Consider the following 16,029-nt stretch of genomic DNA (forward strand, 5'->3'; position numbering starts at 1 on the left):
AGATTGAGTCCCCCCAACCTTAAATTTTTTCACCATCTTCTTTTTCTTTAGCGATTTGCTCTTTGATTTTCTTTTCTTCTTCTTCTTTGCGGCGTTTTTCTTCTTCGATACGGCGACGCACTGCTTCACGTTTTCCTTCTGGATCTGGGTGAATTGTTACGTTTCCTGATTCGATTTCTTCTAAAGCGCGAAGAGTTGATTTTTCAGATTTGAAACCTTGAGTTGCTGGCGCACCTGCTTCTAATTCGTGGGCACGTTTTGCTTCCAAGATTACGAGTGAATATTTTGATGGAACCTTGTCGAGCAAGGTATCAATAGAGGGTTTTAACATCATTTGCTTGTACCTATTTTCTAAATTTTATCTGGTAGTTGGAGATTTTGGTAACATCTCCTGATAGTGACCAATGACACGATCCACACGGAAGTGTTCTGCTTCAATAACACGTTTGACACGCTCAGCAGCTAGGGGCACCTGATCGTTGACAATCGCATAATCATACTCACGCATAAGGGCAATTTCTTCCTTGGCCTTTTCGATTCGTTGGGCAATCACTTCTGCACTATCTGTTCCACGACCTACCAAACGATCTTGCAATTCATCCAAATCTGGTGGTGTCAGGAAGATAAAGACAGCATCCGGAACCTTTTTCTTGACCTGAAGAGCGCCCTGAACTTCAATTTCAAGGAAAACATCGATTCCCTTGTCCAAGGTTTCATTGACGTAGGTCAGAGGAGTTCCATAGTAGTTGCCGACATATTCTGCGTATTCCAACATCTGTCCTTGACGAATCAGTTCCTCAAACTCTTCACGAGTACGGAAGAAATAATCAACACCGTCCACTTCTCCAGGACGTTGTGCGCGTGTCGTCATCGATACAGAGTATTGAAATTGGTTTTCAGAACTCTCAAAAATCTCTCTTCTAACCGTTCCTTTTCCAACCCCTGAAGGACCAGAAAAAACGATTAGTAAGCCTCGGTCTGCCATTGTGTCTCCTTTTAGTCAGTCTGTGAAAATAAAATAAAATTTTCCTTCAGATAGTAGCATTTTACACAAACTATCCTTCTACAGTCTTTCTATCTAGTGTAACAAAAAAGCAGTAATTTTTCAACTGCTCTTTCTTATTTATTTAGCATAATCTACTGCACGAAGCTCGCGAATCACGGTTACCTTGATATTTCCTGGGTAATCGAGATTATTTTCAATTTTCTCACGAACTTTGTGAGCCAAGATTGTGACTTTGTCGTCCTTGATTTGTCCTGGATTGACCATGATGCGGATTTCACGTCCTGCTTGAAGGGCAAAGCTAGTTTGTACTCCTTCAAAGCCGTTCGCAATTTCTTCCAAATCATGGAGACGCTTGATATAGCTCTCAAGAGACTCACTACGAGCACCTGGACGGGCTGCACTCAAGGCATCTGCCGCAGCGACGATCACTGCAATCACGCTTTCAGCTTCAACATCTCCGTGGTGACTAGCAATCGTATTGACCACAACTGGGTGTTCCTTGTACTTACGAGCCAATTCCATACCGATTTCAACGTGGCTACCTTCAACCTCGCGGTCAATGGCTTTCCCGATATCGTGAAGGAATCCAGCACGACGGGCCAGAGCCGCATTTTCACCAAGCTCGCTGGCCATAATACCAGCCAGCTTAGCAACTTCAATCGAATGGCGCAAGACATTTTGTCCATAAGAGGTACGGAACTGCAAGCGTCCCATAATCTTCATCAAGTCTGGATGAAGGTTTGGCGCACCAATTTCATAGGCAGCAGCTTCACCATATTCACGGATCTTATTGTCAATCTCTTGACGGTTTTTCTCAACCAACTCTTCGATACGAGCTGGGTGGATACGACCATCCTTGAGCAACATTTCCATAGTCATACGGGCAATTTCACGACGAATCGGATCAAATCCTGACAAGGTCACTACTTCTGGTGTATCGTCGATAATCACATCGACCCCTGTCAAACTTTCAAAAGTACGAATGTTACGACCTTCACGACCAATAATGCGTCCCTTCATAGTATCGTCTGGCAGATGAACCGTTGAGTTTGTTGACTCCGCTACATATTCACCAGCGATACGTTGCATAGCTTGAACCAGGATGTCCTTGGCCATTTTGTCAGACCGTTCCTTGACCTCTTGCTCAGCTTCACGAATGCGACTGGCAATCTCCTTGGTCAAGTTTTCCTCTGTCTGTGCCAAGATAATATCTCGTGCTTCTGCCTGAGACAGGGCACCAATACGCTCTAGTTCTGCTTCTTTTTGTCTTTCGACTTCCTCTAATTGCTCTTCACGCGCATCAAGGTTTTTCGCTCTATCAGAAATACTTTGTTCTTTTTGTTCAAGTGTTTGTTCTTTACTCGTCAAATTGTCGTCCTTACGGTCGAGGCTAGTAGCTCTCTCTGTCAAACGACTTTCGATTTGTTTGAGTTCTTGACGTTCTGATTTGAATTCAGCATCCACTTCTTCACGGTATTTTCTGGCTTCTTCTTTGGCCTCCAATAGTGCTTCTTTTTTAAGAGACTTGCTTTCACGTTTAGCTTCATTAACAAGTAAATCCGCTTCACGCTCAGCTTGTCCACGTAAATTAGTTGCTTCTTGTTCAGCATTTAAAAGCATCAACTCCGCAGCTTCCTGAGATGATTTCATCTTAGCTGAGATGCTGACATATCCAATGACTAAACCAATGATGACGGCAAAAACAGCAATCGCAATCGACATGATTTCCATGTTTTTACCTCATTTTATTGTTATTCCGAATGACATACATTCTTTTACATTCTACCATAAAAAAGTGATTTTCACAAACCTAAAATAGAATATGTTTTGGGGAATTTGGAACACATTCACCAAAATAAACTTGTTGTTTAGAAAAGCCTACTTCGCAGTAGACTTAGTTTGTTTCTATTCTAATCGGCACTCTTCCAAAATTCTGCTCTGCTATACTTGACTTTCCAAGTTGGTAAATCTGGTCTGCCTTTTGGGTCATAGTATCCCAAGGCTCTTTGCCAATTCGACTGACTAGATTGACCTGTCCTTTCAGAGATTTAAGATGCTGCCTGCCTTTTTCGGTAAATCCAAGGACATGAATGGCTTCTGGCAAGTCACTTTCTCTAGCTTGCACCAAAATATAGGCCAAGAGGCGTCTGACACGCGCCTTGGTATAGCGTTTGGTAGCAACCACTTCAACCAATTCGTCAACAGACTGAGCCGTCTTGATAGCTTCCTTAATGCGCACAGCCATTTCTTGATTGACCTGATAGATGGTGGTTAGGTCTGGATTTGACAAGATTTGATATCGGAGCAAGGAAAAATAGTCTTCCCAGCTCACCTTACCGGCCTGCTCAAAGAGGGCAACAGAAGGCATAAAGCGTTCTAAGAAATCTTGGTCTGACTGATGCTGGCGCAGAGCTGTCGCCGAGGCAAAGTCCACATCCTTATCCACAGAATGGTAACCAGCGCCCTGACGCTGAATCGGCTGGAGTTTGATGTTGCGTCCCGCAACCGCCTTGGCATAGGCCAAAGCTAGAACATGATTGGGTGTATTGCCAGAAAAATCAAGACCTGCAAATTCCTCCCACATAGCTTGGGTTTTCTGGGGATAAGATAGTGAACCAGGCAGATTTTCCACAAATTTCTCCATCTCAGTACCTTGCTCTGTGTATAAGTCAGATATCTTTTGATAATCCAGAACTTCCTCTGTCCCGAAAGCTAGAGTATCAATGCCCAAGCGAGCCAAGATATCCACAGCTCCTTGACCGAAGAAATCCGCAGCCTGAACACTGACTAAAAAGGGCAATTCCACTACCAGATCCGCTCCATTTTCCAGCGCCATCTGGGCCCGTGTCCACTTGTCAATGATAGCAGGCTCTCCTCGCTGCATAAAATTACCAGACATGGCAACGATTTTCAGTCCCTCAGCCTGATCCAGCAGGTATTTATGCCCATTATGAAAAGGATTAAACTCCGCGATAATACCTGTGATGGTCATAGTGATCTCCTACTTCTGCGCGACAAAAAACCAACGGGTACTTGTCTCTGTCGGCTCCTTGTCCTCAAAGTCTGCATAGAGTTTGAAAGACTTAAATCCAGCCTGTTCCAGCAAAATATCATAGGTCAAGACTTCATAGGTCCGCTCCTCATGCACCTCATCGTGACGACTAAAGGAGCCGTCCGCTTCCTTGACAAAGAAAGTCAGCTCATGCACGATGGAGTGAGGCGCCGCATCCTCATAGGTATCCCAAAGCATGGCAAAATCTTCCGCATTTTCATGGTAGGAATAGCCTGGAAAAACTTCATCTGTCTGGTAGGTCGAATGCACATCAAAGATGAAAACTCCATCTTCATTAAGGGCATTATACACTTCCTTAAAAACATCCCCTACTTCCACCTCATCCTGCATGTAACAGATTGAGTCCGAATAACAAGTAACAAAGTCATATTTACCTGACTTGGACAAATCCAGCATATTGCCTTCCATAAAATCAATCTTTTGCTTGGCTGAAGCAGCTCTCTTCCCAGCAATCTTCAACATATCCCCACTCAAGTCAAGTCCAGTCACATCAAAACCAGCCTGAGAAAAGCGCACCGATTGAATTCCTGTCCCACAAGCCAATTCCAAGAGTTTCTTTCTCTCCTTGGTCTTAGGCAAGTGACGCAGAGAAAAATCCGTCCATTTGTCGTATAAACTATCGTCCATGACTGCATCATAGACCGCCGCAAAGGTTTCATAAGTTGCCATAATCATGATACCAAGAGCCTCCATGGTAAACACCACTCGCTCTTTACCTTTCTATCAATTTTTTCTAAAATAAGCAAAGAAACCCAGTTGACTACAACTGAGTTCATCTTCTAAGCAAGAGCTTCTGAAATATCTACTGAATTCGCCTCATGCCATAGTTTTTCTAGGTTATAGTGGGCACGCATTTCTTCTGAAAAGATATGTACCACCACAGCACCGAGGTCCAGCAAGACCCAGCCTCCAGCTGCATCGCCTTCGACATGACTGCCTTTAAAGCCTGCTTGAGCTACCTTTTCACGGATATTGTCAGCGATAGCGTCCAACTGACGGCTATTCATTGAGCTAGTGATCACAAAGTAGTCCGTCACACTAGTCAAATCTTGTACATCAAGTGCGAGGATATCCTCCGCACGTTTCTCATCAGCCGCTTTCACGACTAGTTCTAGTAATTCTTTTTCGTTCATTTAGTCCTCTTTCAAATAGTGCACAAAGGCGTTATAGGTTTCAAGGGTTTGGGGATAGATGGGAAATCCCTGATGAGCTAGATACTCCACGGTACGAGCTGTTTCGTAGGCCACCGCCTTATTGAGCGATAGCTCAGCAATCTCACGTGCCACATCCACTCCAGGAAATGCCCGATTGTGCTCGATATAGTCTGCGACATAGATAACCTTATCTAAATCGGTCATCTGACCAGCTCCGACTGTATGGATTTCAATGGCTCTCAGGATTTCTGTATCATGCAAATTCAAATCTTCCTGAATCTTGTAGATGCCAACCATACCATGCCAGACATTATTACCCCAGTTTTTGAGGTCAGGGTCTAACTGAAAACGATCAATCAAGTCTAAAAATTCCTGATCTGACAGCTTTTTAGCATAGTCATGAAGGAGCCCTGCTAAGCCTGCTTTCTCGGCATCGACTCCAAAGCGCTGAGCCAGTTCTATGGCTGCACGCTCCACACCCAAGCAATGGGTTAAGCGTTTCTCGGGTAGAAGCTCTGCCATTTTTTCCAACAAAGCCTCGCGAGAGCAATTGATATAGTTTTGGTATGCCATCAGTAAAGCCCCTCCTTCTCGATGTAGTCTAGCACAGGCTGAGGCAGGAGAAAGTTGGGTTTCCGTCCTTGGGCAATGAAGTCACGCACCATGCTGGATGAGATATCCATGAGAGGCACATCCACCCAGATAACTGGGTAAGAAGTTCCAGCCTTGTAGCGTGGGCGCTGAACCCCCACAAACTGAACTATGTCAACCAGTTCATCAATTCGGTACCACTTAGGCAGATAGTCCACCATATCGGCACCGATGATAAAGTAATAATCCGTATCCGGATTCTTCTCTGTCAAAATCTTCATGGTGTCGTAGGTGTAGGAAATACCCTTACGCTCCAACTCGATGGTTTCAATGGCTAGACCTTCGATCCCATCAATCGCCAATTCAAGCATTTTGAGACGATGGTGTTCAGGAATGGTTTCCTTTTTATCAACATGAGGAGGTTGGTATTCAGGCATGAGCAAGACCTGGTCCAGTCCCAACTGTTGCCGCACTTGGTCCGCAACGATCAGATGGGCATTGTGAACAGGGTTAAAATTTCCCCCTAAAATCCCGACTTGTTTGCGTTTTTTCTCCTTGATTTCTGGCTCCAACTCTACCTTAGTAAAAGGGGTCAATAATTCGATTGCCATAGGCTAGTCTCCTTTATTTCTCTGTAAAAACAGTTATTTGGAGTATAGTTTTTAGATTTCTTTGACTTTTTTAGAAATCTTGCGATTTTCTTTCTTGCTGGATTGTTTAAACAAAATCAAGATTCGTCCGATTTTTTGGACTGTATCCACACCGATTTCTTCTTCCAAGATTTCAGCTACTTCGTGGATATTTTCATCTGTGTTTTGCAAAAGAGTAACCTTGACCAATTCGCGTGCATCAAGTGCTTGACGAACACTGGTTTTGATTTGGTCGTTCAGTCCATTTTTCCCAATTTGGATGATGGGTTTAAGAGTGTGTGCCTGACTGTTAAGGAAGGCACGTTGTTTTGATGTTAATGACATAATATTCTTCCTTGTTTTTTGATAGTTATTTTAGGTGGTGAGGGACGGTCGGAACTAATTTTCCAAAGATCTCATCTTTGAAAAATGGATTTCCTGACCTCACAATTGAGCCTTGGTCTCAATTGTGCCCCTTGCCAATCTATCGATTGGCAAGACACCACGGCAATAACTATCTTTTTATGAGCTCACTTTGTTCGCTCAGTGATTTTATTTTAAATAATTGCTTTTCGTGTGACGACGGCGACGCCTTCTGGTGCCCAGACGGCGACTTTGGCAGTGCCTGTTACACGGATCCACCCTAGGCCTGAGATGACTAGATCTGTCTTGTCCTTGATGGTAAATACATGCTCAACCAGTTTAGGAAAATCTTCTTTTTCCTTGCTATTTGGTGGGGTTAAAAGGGTTCCGAGATGCTTGTCGTAAAAGGCACTAGCGCCTTCAAGTTTGGTACGATGGAGTTTCAATTCGTTGTCAAAGAAGGCAGTAAAACCTTGCTTTTCTCCTGCAATAAAGTCAAAGCGTCCGAGACCTCCTAAAAACAGGGTTTGTTCAGGATTGAGCTGATAGGTTTTAGGCTTGATTTCCTTTTTAGGGCTGACATACTTGAGATTTTTGGCCGTCAAGTAGTGGGCCATTTGGTGACGGTGGATGATTCCTGGCGTATCGTAAATATAAGATCCGTCGTCAAGCGGAATCTCAATCTTGTCCAAGGTTGTCCCTGGGAAGCGCGAAGTAGTGATGACATTTTGGTCACCTGTGATTTCTTGGATAATGGCATTAATTAGAGTTGATTTTCCAACGTTGGTCACACCGACCACATAGACATCGCGTCCCTTACGGTAATGTTCAATCTTGTCAATGACTTCCTTAATGGCATGTTTGTTTTGAGCTGAAGTTAGGACGACATCAACAGGACGAAGCCCTTCTTCATGGGCACGTTCCATCAGCCACTGGCCAATCTTTCCTGGTTTAACTGACTTAGGCAGGATATCTTTTTTATTTCCCACCAAAAGGACATCATTGCCCGATACAAAACGTGGCAAACCTGGGATAACAGAGCCATTAAAATCAAAGATATCAATGACATTGACCACTAAAGCATCACTGTCTCCCACCTCATGCAAGAGCTTGAGGAAATCATCGTCTGTCAACTGGACATCCGTGATTTCATTGTAGTGGCGGAGACGGAAACAGCGTTGGCAATAGACTTCGCCAGTCTCCAAGCCTTTTTCGAGTGCCGACTGGGGGGTAAAACCAAGACCAGCCTTGTCTGTCGTCTGAATGGTTGCTCCACAACCAATACAGAGAATTTCTTCCATAGTTAAATTCCTTTTTTATATGTAATCGGTCCGTACTTTTCAGTGATTTTTCTCATCACACGGCGCTCACGAGCTCGGTTAATCTGCGTTTTGATCGAGTCATGTTGGACTAAGGGCTTAACCAAGATTGAGCGGATGCCTGCACGGTGGGCTGCTCGTATATCTGTCATGAGCTGGTCGCCTACCATGACCACTTCGTTTTTCTCATAGTGGAATTCCTTCATGGCACGGTCAATCCCAAACGTGAAGGGCTTTAAGGCCCAATAAACGTAGTCAATCCCAAATTTCTCAACTGCTCGTTGGACGCGTTTTTTAGTGTTATTTGATACCACAATGATGCGAATGCCCGCGTCCCGAAGATCATGTAGCCATTGCTTCATCTCTGGCGTCCCGTCAGGGTTGTTCCAAGCAATGAGGGTATTGTCCAAATCGACCAAAACAGCCTTGATTCCATGCGCCTGCAGGCTTGGGACTGTCAGATCATAGACTGCTTCCACAGCAAAGTCTGGCATGTAGTTTTCAATCACCATTTTGGCTCCTTTTCTTTTATTTTCTAGTAATTTTCTTCAGCCATTGAGATAAGGCCACCCATAAAATCAAGCTAGTCATTAAGATATAAATCCAAGCATTTGGCTCTTCTGTAAATGGTAGAGGAACATTCATTCCGAAGAAACCTGTAATAACCGCAAGTACTGCTAGTAAGACGGAGATAATAGTCAAAATTGACAAACTATCATTCAAGTTATTGTTTAGGATGTTGTTGTAAGAAGCTGAGAGTTGTTGCAAGACTTGAGAAATCAAGTCTGTCATAGACACCAACTGATGGGCTTCAATCATGGCATCATCAAACTGCTCTCGTTCGACATCATTAAATCTCCGATAAAGAGCATGGCCCTGGATATGTTCCAAGAGGAGTCGATTTTGTTTTGCTGCTGCTGTCAAGTAAACCATACCAGTCTCCAAGTCAGAGAGGGCGAAGAGATTTTTCTTTGTTGTAGTTTGACGTAGCAAGGCACTAATTTCGTCCTTACTTTTATCCATCTCTTCAATGACAGGATAATAAGCGTTACTGATAATCTCTAAACCAGCAAAGAGAAACTTGTAAATAGAAAGCGACTCATGGCTATCCAGATAAGCTGACATCTGATCAATGACATAAGCATTCTTATGGTTGCTGATGGTAATCATTCGTTGTCTTTCGACGATAAAGGTCATGGGAATCGCTTCATAATATTCTTTGTCTTTTTCTAAATCAAGAACATTATAAATAAAGGTTACCGTCTCCGTTTCACGGTTATAATCCATATGAGCTCGTTCATTTCTATCCAGAGCATACTCAATGGTTTCCTTGTCCAATCCATAGATGTCAGAAAGATCTTCCATATTTTTAATCTTATCCACATCAAGGTCTATCCAGGTACAACCATTGCCCAACTGCTTTTCTAAAAACATCTTCTCTCCTTTACCAAACTCTTTCTATTGTACCATAAATCTGCTAAAATTTCAGGCCTAGTCTGTCCGAGAGAAATTGCTGACAACGGTGATATTACGATTGGGAACGAAATGCAGAACCTGATCTTCTCCTCTGAGTTGCGTTGTTCGAATACCTACACTGACAACCTTACCCGATACAGTAATAGGACCATTTGTCAGAACGACCTCATCTCCCACATCTAGTTGACGTTCAAAAAGGATGAAAAAGCCATTGATGACATCAGACAGAAAACCTTGGGCTCCCATACCAATAGCCACCCCAGCAATCCCAGCACCTGCCAGCAAACTAGAAACTGGCAAACCTAAAATAGACAAGATACAGTAAAGTAAAAAGAAATAAAGGGTATAATTAAACACATTCTCTAATAAACGTGAAATAGTTTTCTGACGCCCGACATCATGACGAGACATTTTTAGAGAAGGTTTGACAATTCTCTGCACCATGGTATGGAGCAATTTTTTAGCTATATAAAAGATCAAAAATAAGAATAAAAGAGAAAGTAGCTTGGTTAAGATATTCTCGATAATCGCTGTAATATCAAGCTTATTGAGATAGGTTTGAATAAATTCTTGCATAGAAAACTCCTTTCATTTATTATACCATACTTTCATAAAGTGTCAGTCTCCATAAATTTTCAAAAATAATAACAAAAATAGACAGAAAATTCTTGATTTTACCTAATATTTATACTATAATCATAAACATTACACAACAAAGGAGATTGTTATGAAAAAATTCATTCATGCTTGGAATAAGGCAAGCCTGATCAAACGTATTTTGATTGGCATGCTTGTCGGAGGAATCCTTGGACTGACATTTCCTACTGTTTCAGGAATTGGTCTACTCGGAGATCTCTTTGTTGGTGGCCTCAAAGCCATCGCACCTATTCTAGTCTTTGCCCTCGTTGCCAATGCCCTTTCCCAACATCACAAGGGACAAGATAGCAATATGAAAACTGTTATCTTCCTTTATTTAGTGGGAACCTTTGCAGCAGCACTTGTTGCTGTCCTAGCAAGTTTCATTGTCCCTGTTGAGATTACCTTGAATAGTACCAATACAGAAATCGCACCACCAGATGGGATTGGACAGGTCCTCAGCAACCTCTTGCTCAAACTGGTTGACAATCCAGTCAATGCCCTCGTTACTGCTAACTACATCGGTATCCTATCTTGGGCAGTTGTTTTCGGGATTGCTATGAGAGAGGCAAGTAAAAACAGTAAAGAATTACTGAAAACCATGGCTGATGTGACTTCTAAGATTGTCGAATGGACCATTAACCTAGCTCCATTTGGAATCCTTGGCCTTGTCTTTAAAACTATCTCTGATAAGGGAATCGGAAGTCTAGCTAACTATGGAATCTTGCTTGCCCTCTTGGTGACAACCATGTTCTTTGTAGCCCTAGTAGTCAATCCATTGATTGCCTTTCTCTTTATGAAGAGAAATCCTTATCCCCTCGTTTGGAAATGTTTGCGTGTCAGCGGTGTAACAGCCTTCTTCACTCGTAGTTCTGCGGCTAATATCCCTGTCAACATGAAACTCTGCCATGACCTTGGACTCAACCCAGATACCTATTCCGTTTCTATCCCACTTGGATCTACTATCAACATGGCAGGAGCAGCGATTACTATTAACGTTTTGACCCTTGCTGCAGTAAATACTTTGGGAATCCCTGTTGACTTTGCGACAGCCTTTGTCCTTAGTGTAGTAGCAGCTATCTCAGCCTGTGGAGCTTCTGGTATTGCCGGTGGTTCCCTCCTTCTTATCCCAGTTGCTTGTAGCCTTTTCGGTATTTCTAACGATATTGCCATGCAAGTTGTTGGGGTTGGGTTTGTGATTGGTGTCATCCAAGACTCATGTGAAACAGCCCTCAACTCTTCTACAGACGTCCTCTTTACTGCCGTTGCCGAATACGCAACAGCCCGTAAAAAATAACTCATAAAGGCAAGCCTGCTCAGGTCTTGTCTTTTACGCTTTTATTCTAACTTACTAGGAAATCCATATGTCTATTAGCCAACGTACGACCAAGCTCATCTTAGCTACCTGTCTTGCCTGCCTTCTTGCTTATTTTCTCAATCTTTCTTCAGCAGTTTCAGCTGGAATTATCGCTCTATTGAGCCTATCTGATACGCGTAGAAGTACTTTAAAACTGGCTCGCAATCGACTTTTTTCTATGCTTCTAGCTCTGTCTATTGGGGTTTTGGCCTTTCACTTGAGAGGATTTCATATCTGGAGCCTTGGCCTCTATCTTGCTCTATACGTTCCTCTAGCCTACAAGATGGGCTGGGAAATTGGTATCACACCAAGTAGTGTTTTGGTGAGCCATCTCTTGGTACAAGAGTCAACCTCTCCAGACCTTCTAGTCAATGAATTCCTTCTCTTTGCTATCGGTACAGGATTTGCCCTACTGGTCAATCTCTACATGCCTTCACGAGAAGAGGAAATCCAGTACTACCACACGCTGGTGGAAGAAAAGTTAAAAAATATTCTCCTACGCTTCAAATATTATTTATCCAGAGGGGATGGACGCAACCGAGCACAGCTGGTGGAAGAATTAGACACTCTTTTGGAAAAAGCCCTCAGACTGGTCTATTTGGATCACTCAGACCACCTCTTTCACCAGACTGATTACCATATTCACTACTTTGAGATGAGACAGCGGCAAAGTCGCATCCTGCGAAACATGGCCCAGCAAATCAACACCTGTCACCTAGCTGCCAGTGAGAGCCTGATTTTGGCCCAACTCTTTTCAAAAATTGCCGGTCAACTGAGCCAGACCAATCCTGCTTCTGATTTGCTAGATGAAATTGAACGCTATCTAGAAGTCTTTCGCAACCGCAGTCTCCCCAAAACAAGAGAAGAATTTGAAACCCGCGCCACCCTTCTTCAACTCCTACGCGAAGCCAAAACCTTTATCCAAGTAAAAGTCGACTTTTACCAAAAATATGGACAGTAATACTCTTCGAAAATCTCTTCAAACTACGTCAGCTTCCATCTGCAACCTCAAAACAGTATTTTGAGCTGACTTCGTCAGTCTTATCTACAACCTCAAAACTGTGTTTTGAGCAGCCTGCGGCTAGCTTCCTAGTTTGCTCTTTGAGTTTCATTGAGTATAAAAAAGAAAACTTCAGACCAATCACAAAAGGTGAATATCTGAAGTTTTCTTTTATTTATAAGTTATCACCATAAAGGTTAATAGTAAAACGAATAAGGCCAAACTCACTAATAAGGTGAGCACCTTTACCAAGGTGTTGCTCTGCCAGTAGCTTGGTTTACCAATATTACTAGTGGCATCCATGGAAAATAGTTGATTTTGACGGGGTTGTATGGTTACCAGTACAATCAAAGCAAGAGAGAGGACAATAGCTAAAACAATCAGTATGTCAATCATAGCCCTACCTCAAAATTCCCAGCAAAGTAAAGAGTAAACCAATCAGAATCATTAAACCCAAGATGAGTGAAAAAGTTTTACTAATCTTTTCCCCTCGAGTTTCTTTTTCCTTCTTGATCGGTTTTTGTTTCAACTCTTCCATGCGACCTTCAACGTCTTTGTAAAATAAATCTTCATCTGACATGTTAGCCTCCTAAAACGGTTTGCATGATTTCCTGATATCGCACCAAATCAACATAATTTGCATGTTGACCTTGTTTTCCAAGTGCCTGACGCATTTGATCAACATCTGAAAGAGCTAGTTTAATGGTCTCAACCAAAGCAGAAACTTCACTACTTTCAAATAGATAATCTGGAGCGATATAAAGTCTATTGTGCACTGTCTGATTAAATCCAAGGATCAAGAGATTGTGCTCAAATGCCTGACGCACTGCCTGTAGCAACTCATTACTGTGGTTTATATCCAAGTAAATATCCGACAATTGATAGAGCTCCTGAATCTTCTGTGGACTAGCGTTCTGGTAAAGGACCACATTAGGATAACGAAGCATGTCTAATAACTTAGAAGACATCTCTGTCACCGCTGCGATACGGAAAGTGACATCAGGCAGGGCTTCTACGATTGCTTCTACTTGCTCAATCTGATCTGAATTAGTCAAGATTAAGGCATCTCTTCGAAGGAAATTATCTCGTTTGAACTGATAATGGTAACCCAAATGCACAAACTGAGCATGGTATTTCTCGTCAGTCAACTCTAAAGCACGTTCATAAGTCGCCTTGTTTGGAATGATGATTTTCTTAGTACGCACATCATCACTCTCTAAAATCAACTGCATATTGCCTGGAATAGAATCATAGAGAGGTTCCTGCCAAACCAAAACATCTGAACCAGATTTATCTGGATGATGGAAGGAAACCAAGAAAGGAGTCGCTAGAGTATTAAAGATAAGCTGACTGGTATCTATTTCCAAATCTTGCAAAAAGAAGGTGATAAATTCAACCTTATTGGCAAAGTAACGCATGGACTGACCTGGTAAGGTCAATAAGATATCACCCGTCACATGGTTTTCCAGCAAGACTTCCTGACCATTGACATCTTGGTAAACCGTCATAATCGGCTCACTATCAGCGCTATAGGTCGTTGTAGCAAAGCAAGCTCCAAAGCGGTTATAATGATCAACCTGGCGTACTCGGCCTTCTAGGTCTTTCCAGTCTACCTGTTTAACCAAGCGAGCCTGCATTCCATCAGCATAATGAATGACAGCCCTCTCCTGTGTCATATCTTCAATACGAGCAGACTGATTATTTCCTGAAATTTCCCAAAAAGCTGGAACAGGAACTTGGTTAAAATAAAGAGGTTTTCCCTTTTCATATCCTAGATAATAAGTAAAAGGAGAGACCAGACCATCAGGCAGAAAACCATCTGCATCGATGACTACTCCAAGTTGAGAAAGACCAGTAGCTACTAGGCTTTCATGTAAATCTCGACTTTCCTGACTATAACGATCATAAAGTTCAATCATGGAGCACCTCCTCTACTGTTTTTTTCCACTTTTCTAAAATTTCTTTGGTTAAGAAACCTTCTGCAATTTGATAAGAATGGGCACGCATACCCTCTAGACGATTTTCTTGATACAATTGACAAATCTTAGCTGCGTAAGCTTGCTTGATTTGGTCTTCTACATGGTCAGATGAACTTGGAATCAAATAACCATTTTGCCCATCTTCTATAAAGGTCTGATTCCCATAAGGCACATCAAAACCGATTAGGGGTAGACCTGAACCAATAGCTTCCATCAAGGTCAAACCAAAGCCCTCGCTGGTTGAAGCAGTCAAGTAGACTTCATACTGACTATAAATATGCGAAAGTTCCGCATGTCCCTTGAGTTGGATATAATCCTCAGCCTGATGAGTTGCAATAATGTCTCGAAGCAGAGAATCCTCTCCACCGCTACCATAAATATCGAAGGTTAATTCAGGAATTTCCTTACGAGCTTCAATGACCGCCTTGACCAACCAGTCAATGTGTTTTTCTTTGGCAAGACGTGAAGCTGTAATCAATGAAAATGGCTTACGTCCTTGACTTGACTCCGTCAGAGAGTCAATACTGCCTACAGGAATGGTAACAATCTTTGGTTGATGCTGGGTGTACTTGGCAAATTGCTCTTGCAACACTTCATTCTGTCTATCAGTTGACACGATAAAGAAATCAACCTTATCTGCATTTGTAAACTGATAGTCATAATAGTTGTTCCAAAGGATATAATCCTCATTTGTAGCATTTTCACTATAATGCTCAGCATGAACAACTACCGCTAGATGCGCTGCTTGCGCTTCCTCAAACACAACCTGTCCAATACCTGTCTCCCTATCGAGAATGACCAAATCAGACTTGTTCAAATTCAAAGATTTCATAAAAGCACGCATGAAAGCTTGCTTTCCATAGAAAATCTTATCCTTAAAACGGTAAACTTCTTCCTTCCCTTGATTCATCAAGATATCATAGGCTGTAGTCCCGTCTTCATTGTAAAAAGTTCGTTGGTATAGGACTGCAACATTGTCCTTGGGAGCAAAATACTCGCTACAATAACGCGTATAAGAAAAGTAATCCTTCCGAATCAAGTTCCCCTTAAATACATACTCCACATGTTGGACCAAGTCCTTGTTCTCATCAACCAAATAACAGGTGACAAACTTATCTTGGTCAGAAAAGAAGACACGCAAAACCTTGCCATTCTTTTCTCTACGACTTTCAACACCGTCAACAGTAGCCAAGACATCAGCCACTGTTACACTAGTTGGTGCAATCTTGATATCTGTAAAGTGATTATAAAGCCAGATCACTTGATCATCATCAAAACCAATATTGGCTGTTAAGTGCTGAATATTATCGGCTAAAATCATATCTGTAAAGATAAACTTAGAGGACAGATTTAATTTCCGAAAAACACCAGCACGATAGGCTTGGGCGTATTCAACACCGCTACTAGCCCAGCCAATTCCTAAATTTATATTGTAAATTGTCATAT

The 16,029-nt window shown here is 42.3% G+C and carries 19 protein-coding genes; 2 read left to right on the forward strand and 17 right to left on the reverse strand.

Features of this window, described 5'->3' with window-relative positions:
• Window positions 1–19: 19 nt before the first annotated feature.
• From rpoZ to FJR77_RS05240, 13 genes are all read right to left on the reverse strand, one after another.
• Window positions 20–334, reverse strand: coding sequence for a DNA-directed RNA polymerase subunit omega (rpoZ, locus tag FJR77_RS05180; RefSeq protein ID WP_000979235.1), 315 nt, complete (start codon window positions 332–334; stop codon window positions 20–22).
• 24 nt (window positions 335–358) lie between these two features.
• A complete protein-coding gene (gmk, locus tag FJR77_RS05185) occupies window positions 359–985 on the reverse strand; it encodes a guanylate kinase (protein WP_000775041.1) in 627 nt (208 codons plus the stop codon).
• Between the two features lie 138 nt (window positions 986–1,123).
• Window positions 1,124–2,737: a ribonuclease Y gene (locus FJR77_RS05190; protein ID WP_033678004.1), complete on the reverse strand. Its 1,614-nt coding sequence runs from the start codon at window positions 2,735–2,737 to the stop codon at window positions 1,124–1,126.
• A gap of 163 nt (window positions 2,738–2,900) precedes the next feature.
• Window positions 2,901–3,998, reverse strand: coding sequence for a nucleotidyltransferase (locus FJR77_RS05195; RefSeq protein ID WP_140833550.1), 1,098 nt, complete (start codon window positions 3,996–3,998; stop codon window positions 2,901–2,903).
• Between the two features lie 9 nt (window positions 3,999–4,007).
• A complete protein-coding gene (locus tag FJR77_RS05200; protein WP_308851418.1) occupies window positions 4,008–4,748 on the reverse strand; it encodes a class I SAM-dependent DNA methyltransferase in 741 nt (246 codons plus the stop codon).
• A gap of 110 nt (window positions 4,749–4,858) precedes the next feature.
• Window positions 4,859–5,212 carry a ribosome silencing factor gene (gene rsfS, locus FJR77_RS05205; protein WP_119920127.1) on the reverse strand — a complete coding sequence of 118 codons (354 nt, stop codon included), beginning with the start codon at window positions 5,210–5,212 and terminating at the stop codon, window positions 4,859–4,861.
• On the reverse strand, window positions 5,213–5,806 hold the full coding sequence (gene yqeK, locus FJR77_RS05210) for a bis(5'-nucleosyl)-tetraphosphatase (symmetrical) YqeK (protein WP_140833551.1): 594 nt from the start codon (window positions 5,804–5,806) through the stop codon (window positions 5,213–5,215).
• Entirely contained in the window at window positions 5,806–6,435 is a 630-nt protein-coding gene (locus tag FJR77_RS05215) for a nicotinate-nucleotide adenylyltransferase (protein WP_140833552.1), read from the reverse strand. Before FJR77_RS05215 ends, yqeK begins: the two co-directional genes overlap by 1 nt.
• 51 nt (window positions 6,436–6,486) lie before the next feature.
• The gene (yhbY, locus tag FJR77_RS05220) at window positions 6,487–6,798 is read right to left on the reverse strand and encodes a ribosome assembly RNA-binding protein YhbY (protein WP_140833554.1); all 312 of its coding nucleotides are present in this window, start codon (window positions 6,796–6,798) and stop codon (window positions 6,487–6,489) included.
• 212 nt (window positions 6,799–7,010) lie between these two features.
• Complete coding sequence (gene yqeH / locus FJR77_RS05225; protein WP_140833555.1) at window positions 7,011–8,117, reverse strand: ribosome biogenesis GTPase YqeH; 1,107 nt, start codon at window positions 8,115–8,117, stop codon at window positions 7,011–7,013.
• Window positions 8,118–8,119: 2 nt separating this feature from the next.
• Window positions 8,120–8,647 (reverse strand): YqeG family HAD IIIA-type phosphatase, encoded by a 528-nt coding sequence (locus tag FJR77_RS05230; protein ID WP_140833557.1) that lies wholly within the window; start codon window positions 8,645–8,647, stop codon window positions 8,120–8,122.
• Between the two features lie 16 nt (window positions 8,648–8,663).
• Window positions 8,664–9,569 (reverse strand): magnesium transporter CorA family protein, encoded by a 906-nt coding sequence (locus FJR77_RS05235; protein ID WP_000478239.1) that lies wholly within the window; start codon window positions 9,567–9,569, stop codon window positions 8,664–8,666.
• A 57-nt stretch (window positions 9,570–9,626) separates the two neighbouring features.
• Window positions 9,627–10,187, reverse strand: a complete 561-nt coding sequence (locus FJR77_RS05240; RefSeq protein ID WP_033689236.1) for a mechanosensitive ion channel family protein — start codon at window positions 10,185–10,187, stop codon at window positions 9,627–9,629.
• A 151-nt stretch (window positions 10,188–10,338) separates the two neighbouring features.
• Between FJR77_RS05240 and sstT the strand changes: the two genes are divergently transcribed.
• Both sstT and FJR77_RS05250 read left to right on the forward strand, forming a co-directional pair.
• Window positions 10,339–11,544, forward strand: coding sequence for a serine/threonine transporter SstT (gene sstT / locus FJR77_RS05245; protein WP_140860065.1), 1,206 nt, complete (start codon window positions 10,339–10,341; stop codon window positions 11,542–11,544).
• 67 nt (window positions 11,545–11,611) lie between these two features.
• The gene (locus FJR77_RS05250) at window positions 11,612–12,565 is read left to right on the forward strand and encodes an aromatic acid exporter family protein (RefSeq protein ID WP_140833561.1); all 954 of its coding nucleotides are present in this window, start codon (window positions 11,612–11,614) and stop codon (window positions 12,563–12,565) included.
• Between the two features lie 210 nt (window positions 12,566–12,775).
• Here FJR77_RS05250 and asp5 read toward each other — a convergent pair whose 3' ends face one another.
• The 4 genes from asp5 to gtfA are packed head-to-tail and all read right to left on the reverse strand — an operon-like array spanning window position 12,776 to window position 16,027.
• Window positions 12,776–13,000 carry an accessory Sec system protein Asp5 gene (gene asp5, locus FJR77_RS05260; RefSeq protein WP_000565445.1) on the reverse strand — a complete coding sequence of 75 codons (225 nt, stop codon included), beginning with the start codon at window positions 12,998–13,000 and terminating at the stop codon, window positions 12,776–12,778.
• Between the two features lie 4 nt (window positions 13,001–13,004).
• Window positions 13,005–13,184 carry an accessory Sec system protein Asp4 gene (gene asp4, locus FJR77_RS05265; RefSeq protein ID WP_001278707.1) on the reverse strand — a complete coding sequence of 60 codons (180 nt, stop codon included), beginning with the start codon at window positions 13,182–13,184 and terminating at the stop codon, window positions 13,005–13,007.
• A gap of 1 nt (window position 13,185) precedes the next feature.
• On the reverse strand, window positions 13,186–14,523 hold the full coding sequence (gene gtfB, locus FJR77_RS05270) for an accessory Sec system glycosylation chaperone GtfB (RefSeq protein ID WP_140833563.1): 1,338 nt from the start codon (window positions 14,521–14,523) through the stop codon (window positions 13,186–13,188).
• A complete protein-coding gene (gene gtfA, locus FJR77_RS05275) occupies window positions 14,516–16,027 on the reverse strand; it encodes an accessory Sec system glycosyltransferase GtfA (protein ID WP_140860067.1) in 1,512 nt (503 codons plus the stop codon). Before gtfA ends, gtfB begins: the two co-directional genes overlap by 8 nt.
• Between the last annotated feature and the right edge of the window lie 2 nt (window positions 16,028–16,029).

It is taken from the genome of Streptococcus shenyangsis (assembly GCF_006385785.1).
Classification (GTDB): Bacteria; Bacillota; Bacilli; order Lactobacillales; family Streptococcaceae; genus Streptococcus; species Streptococcus shenyangsis.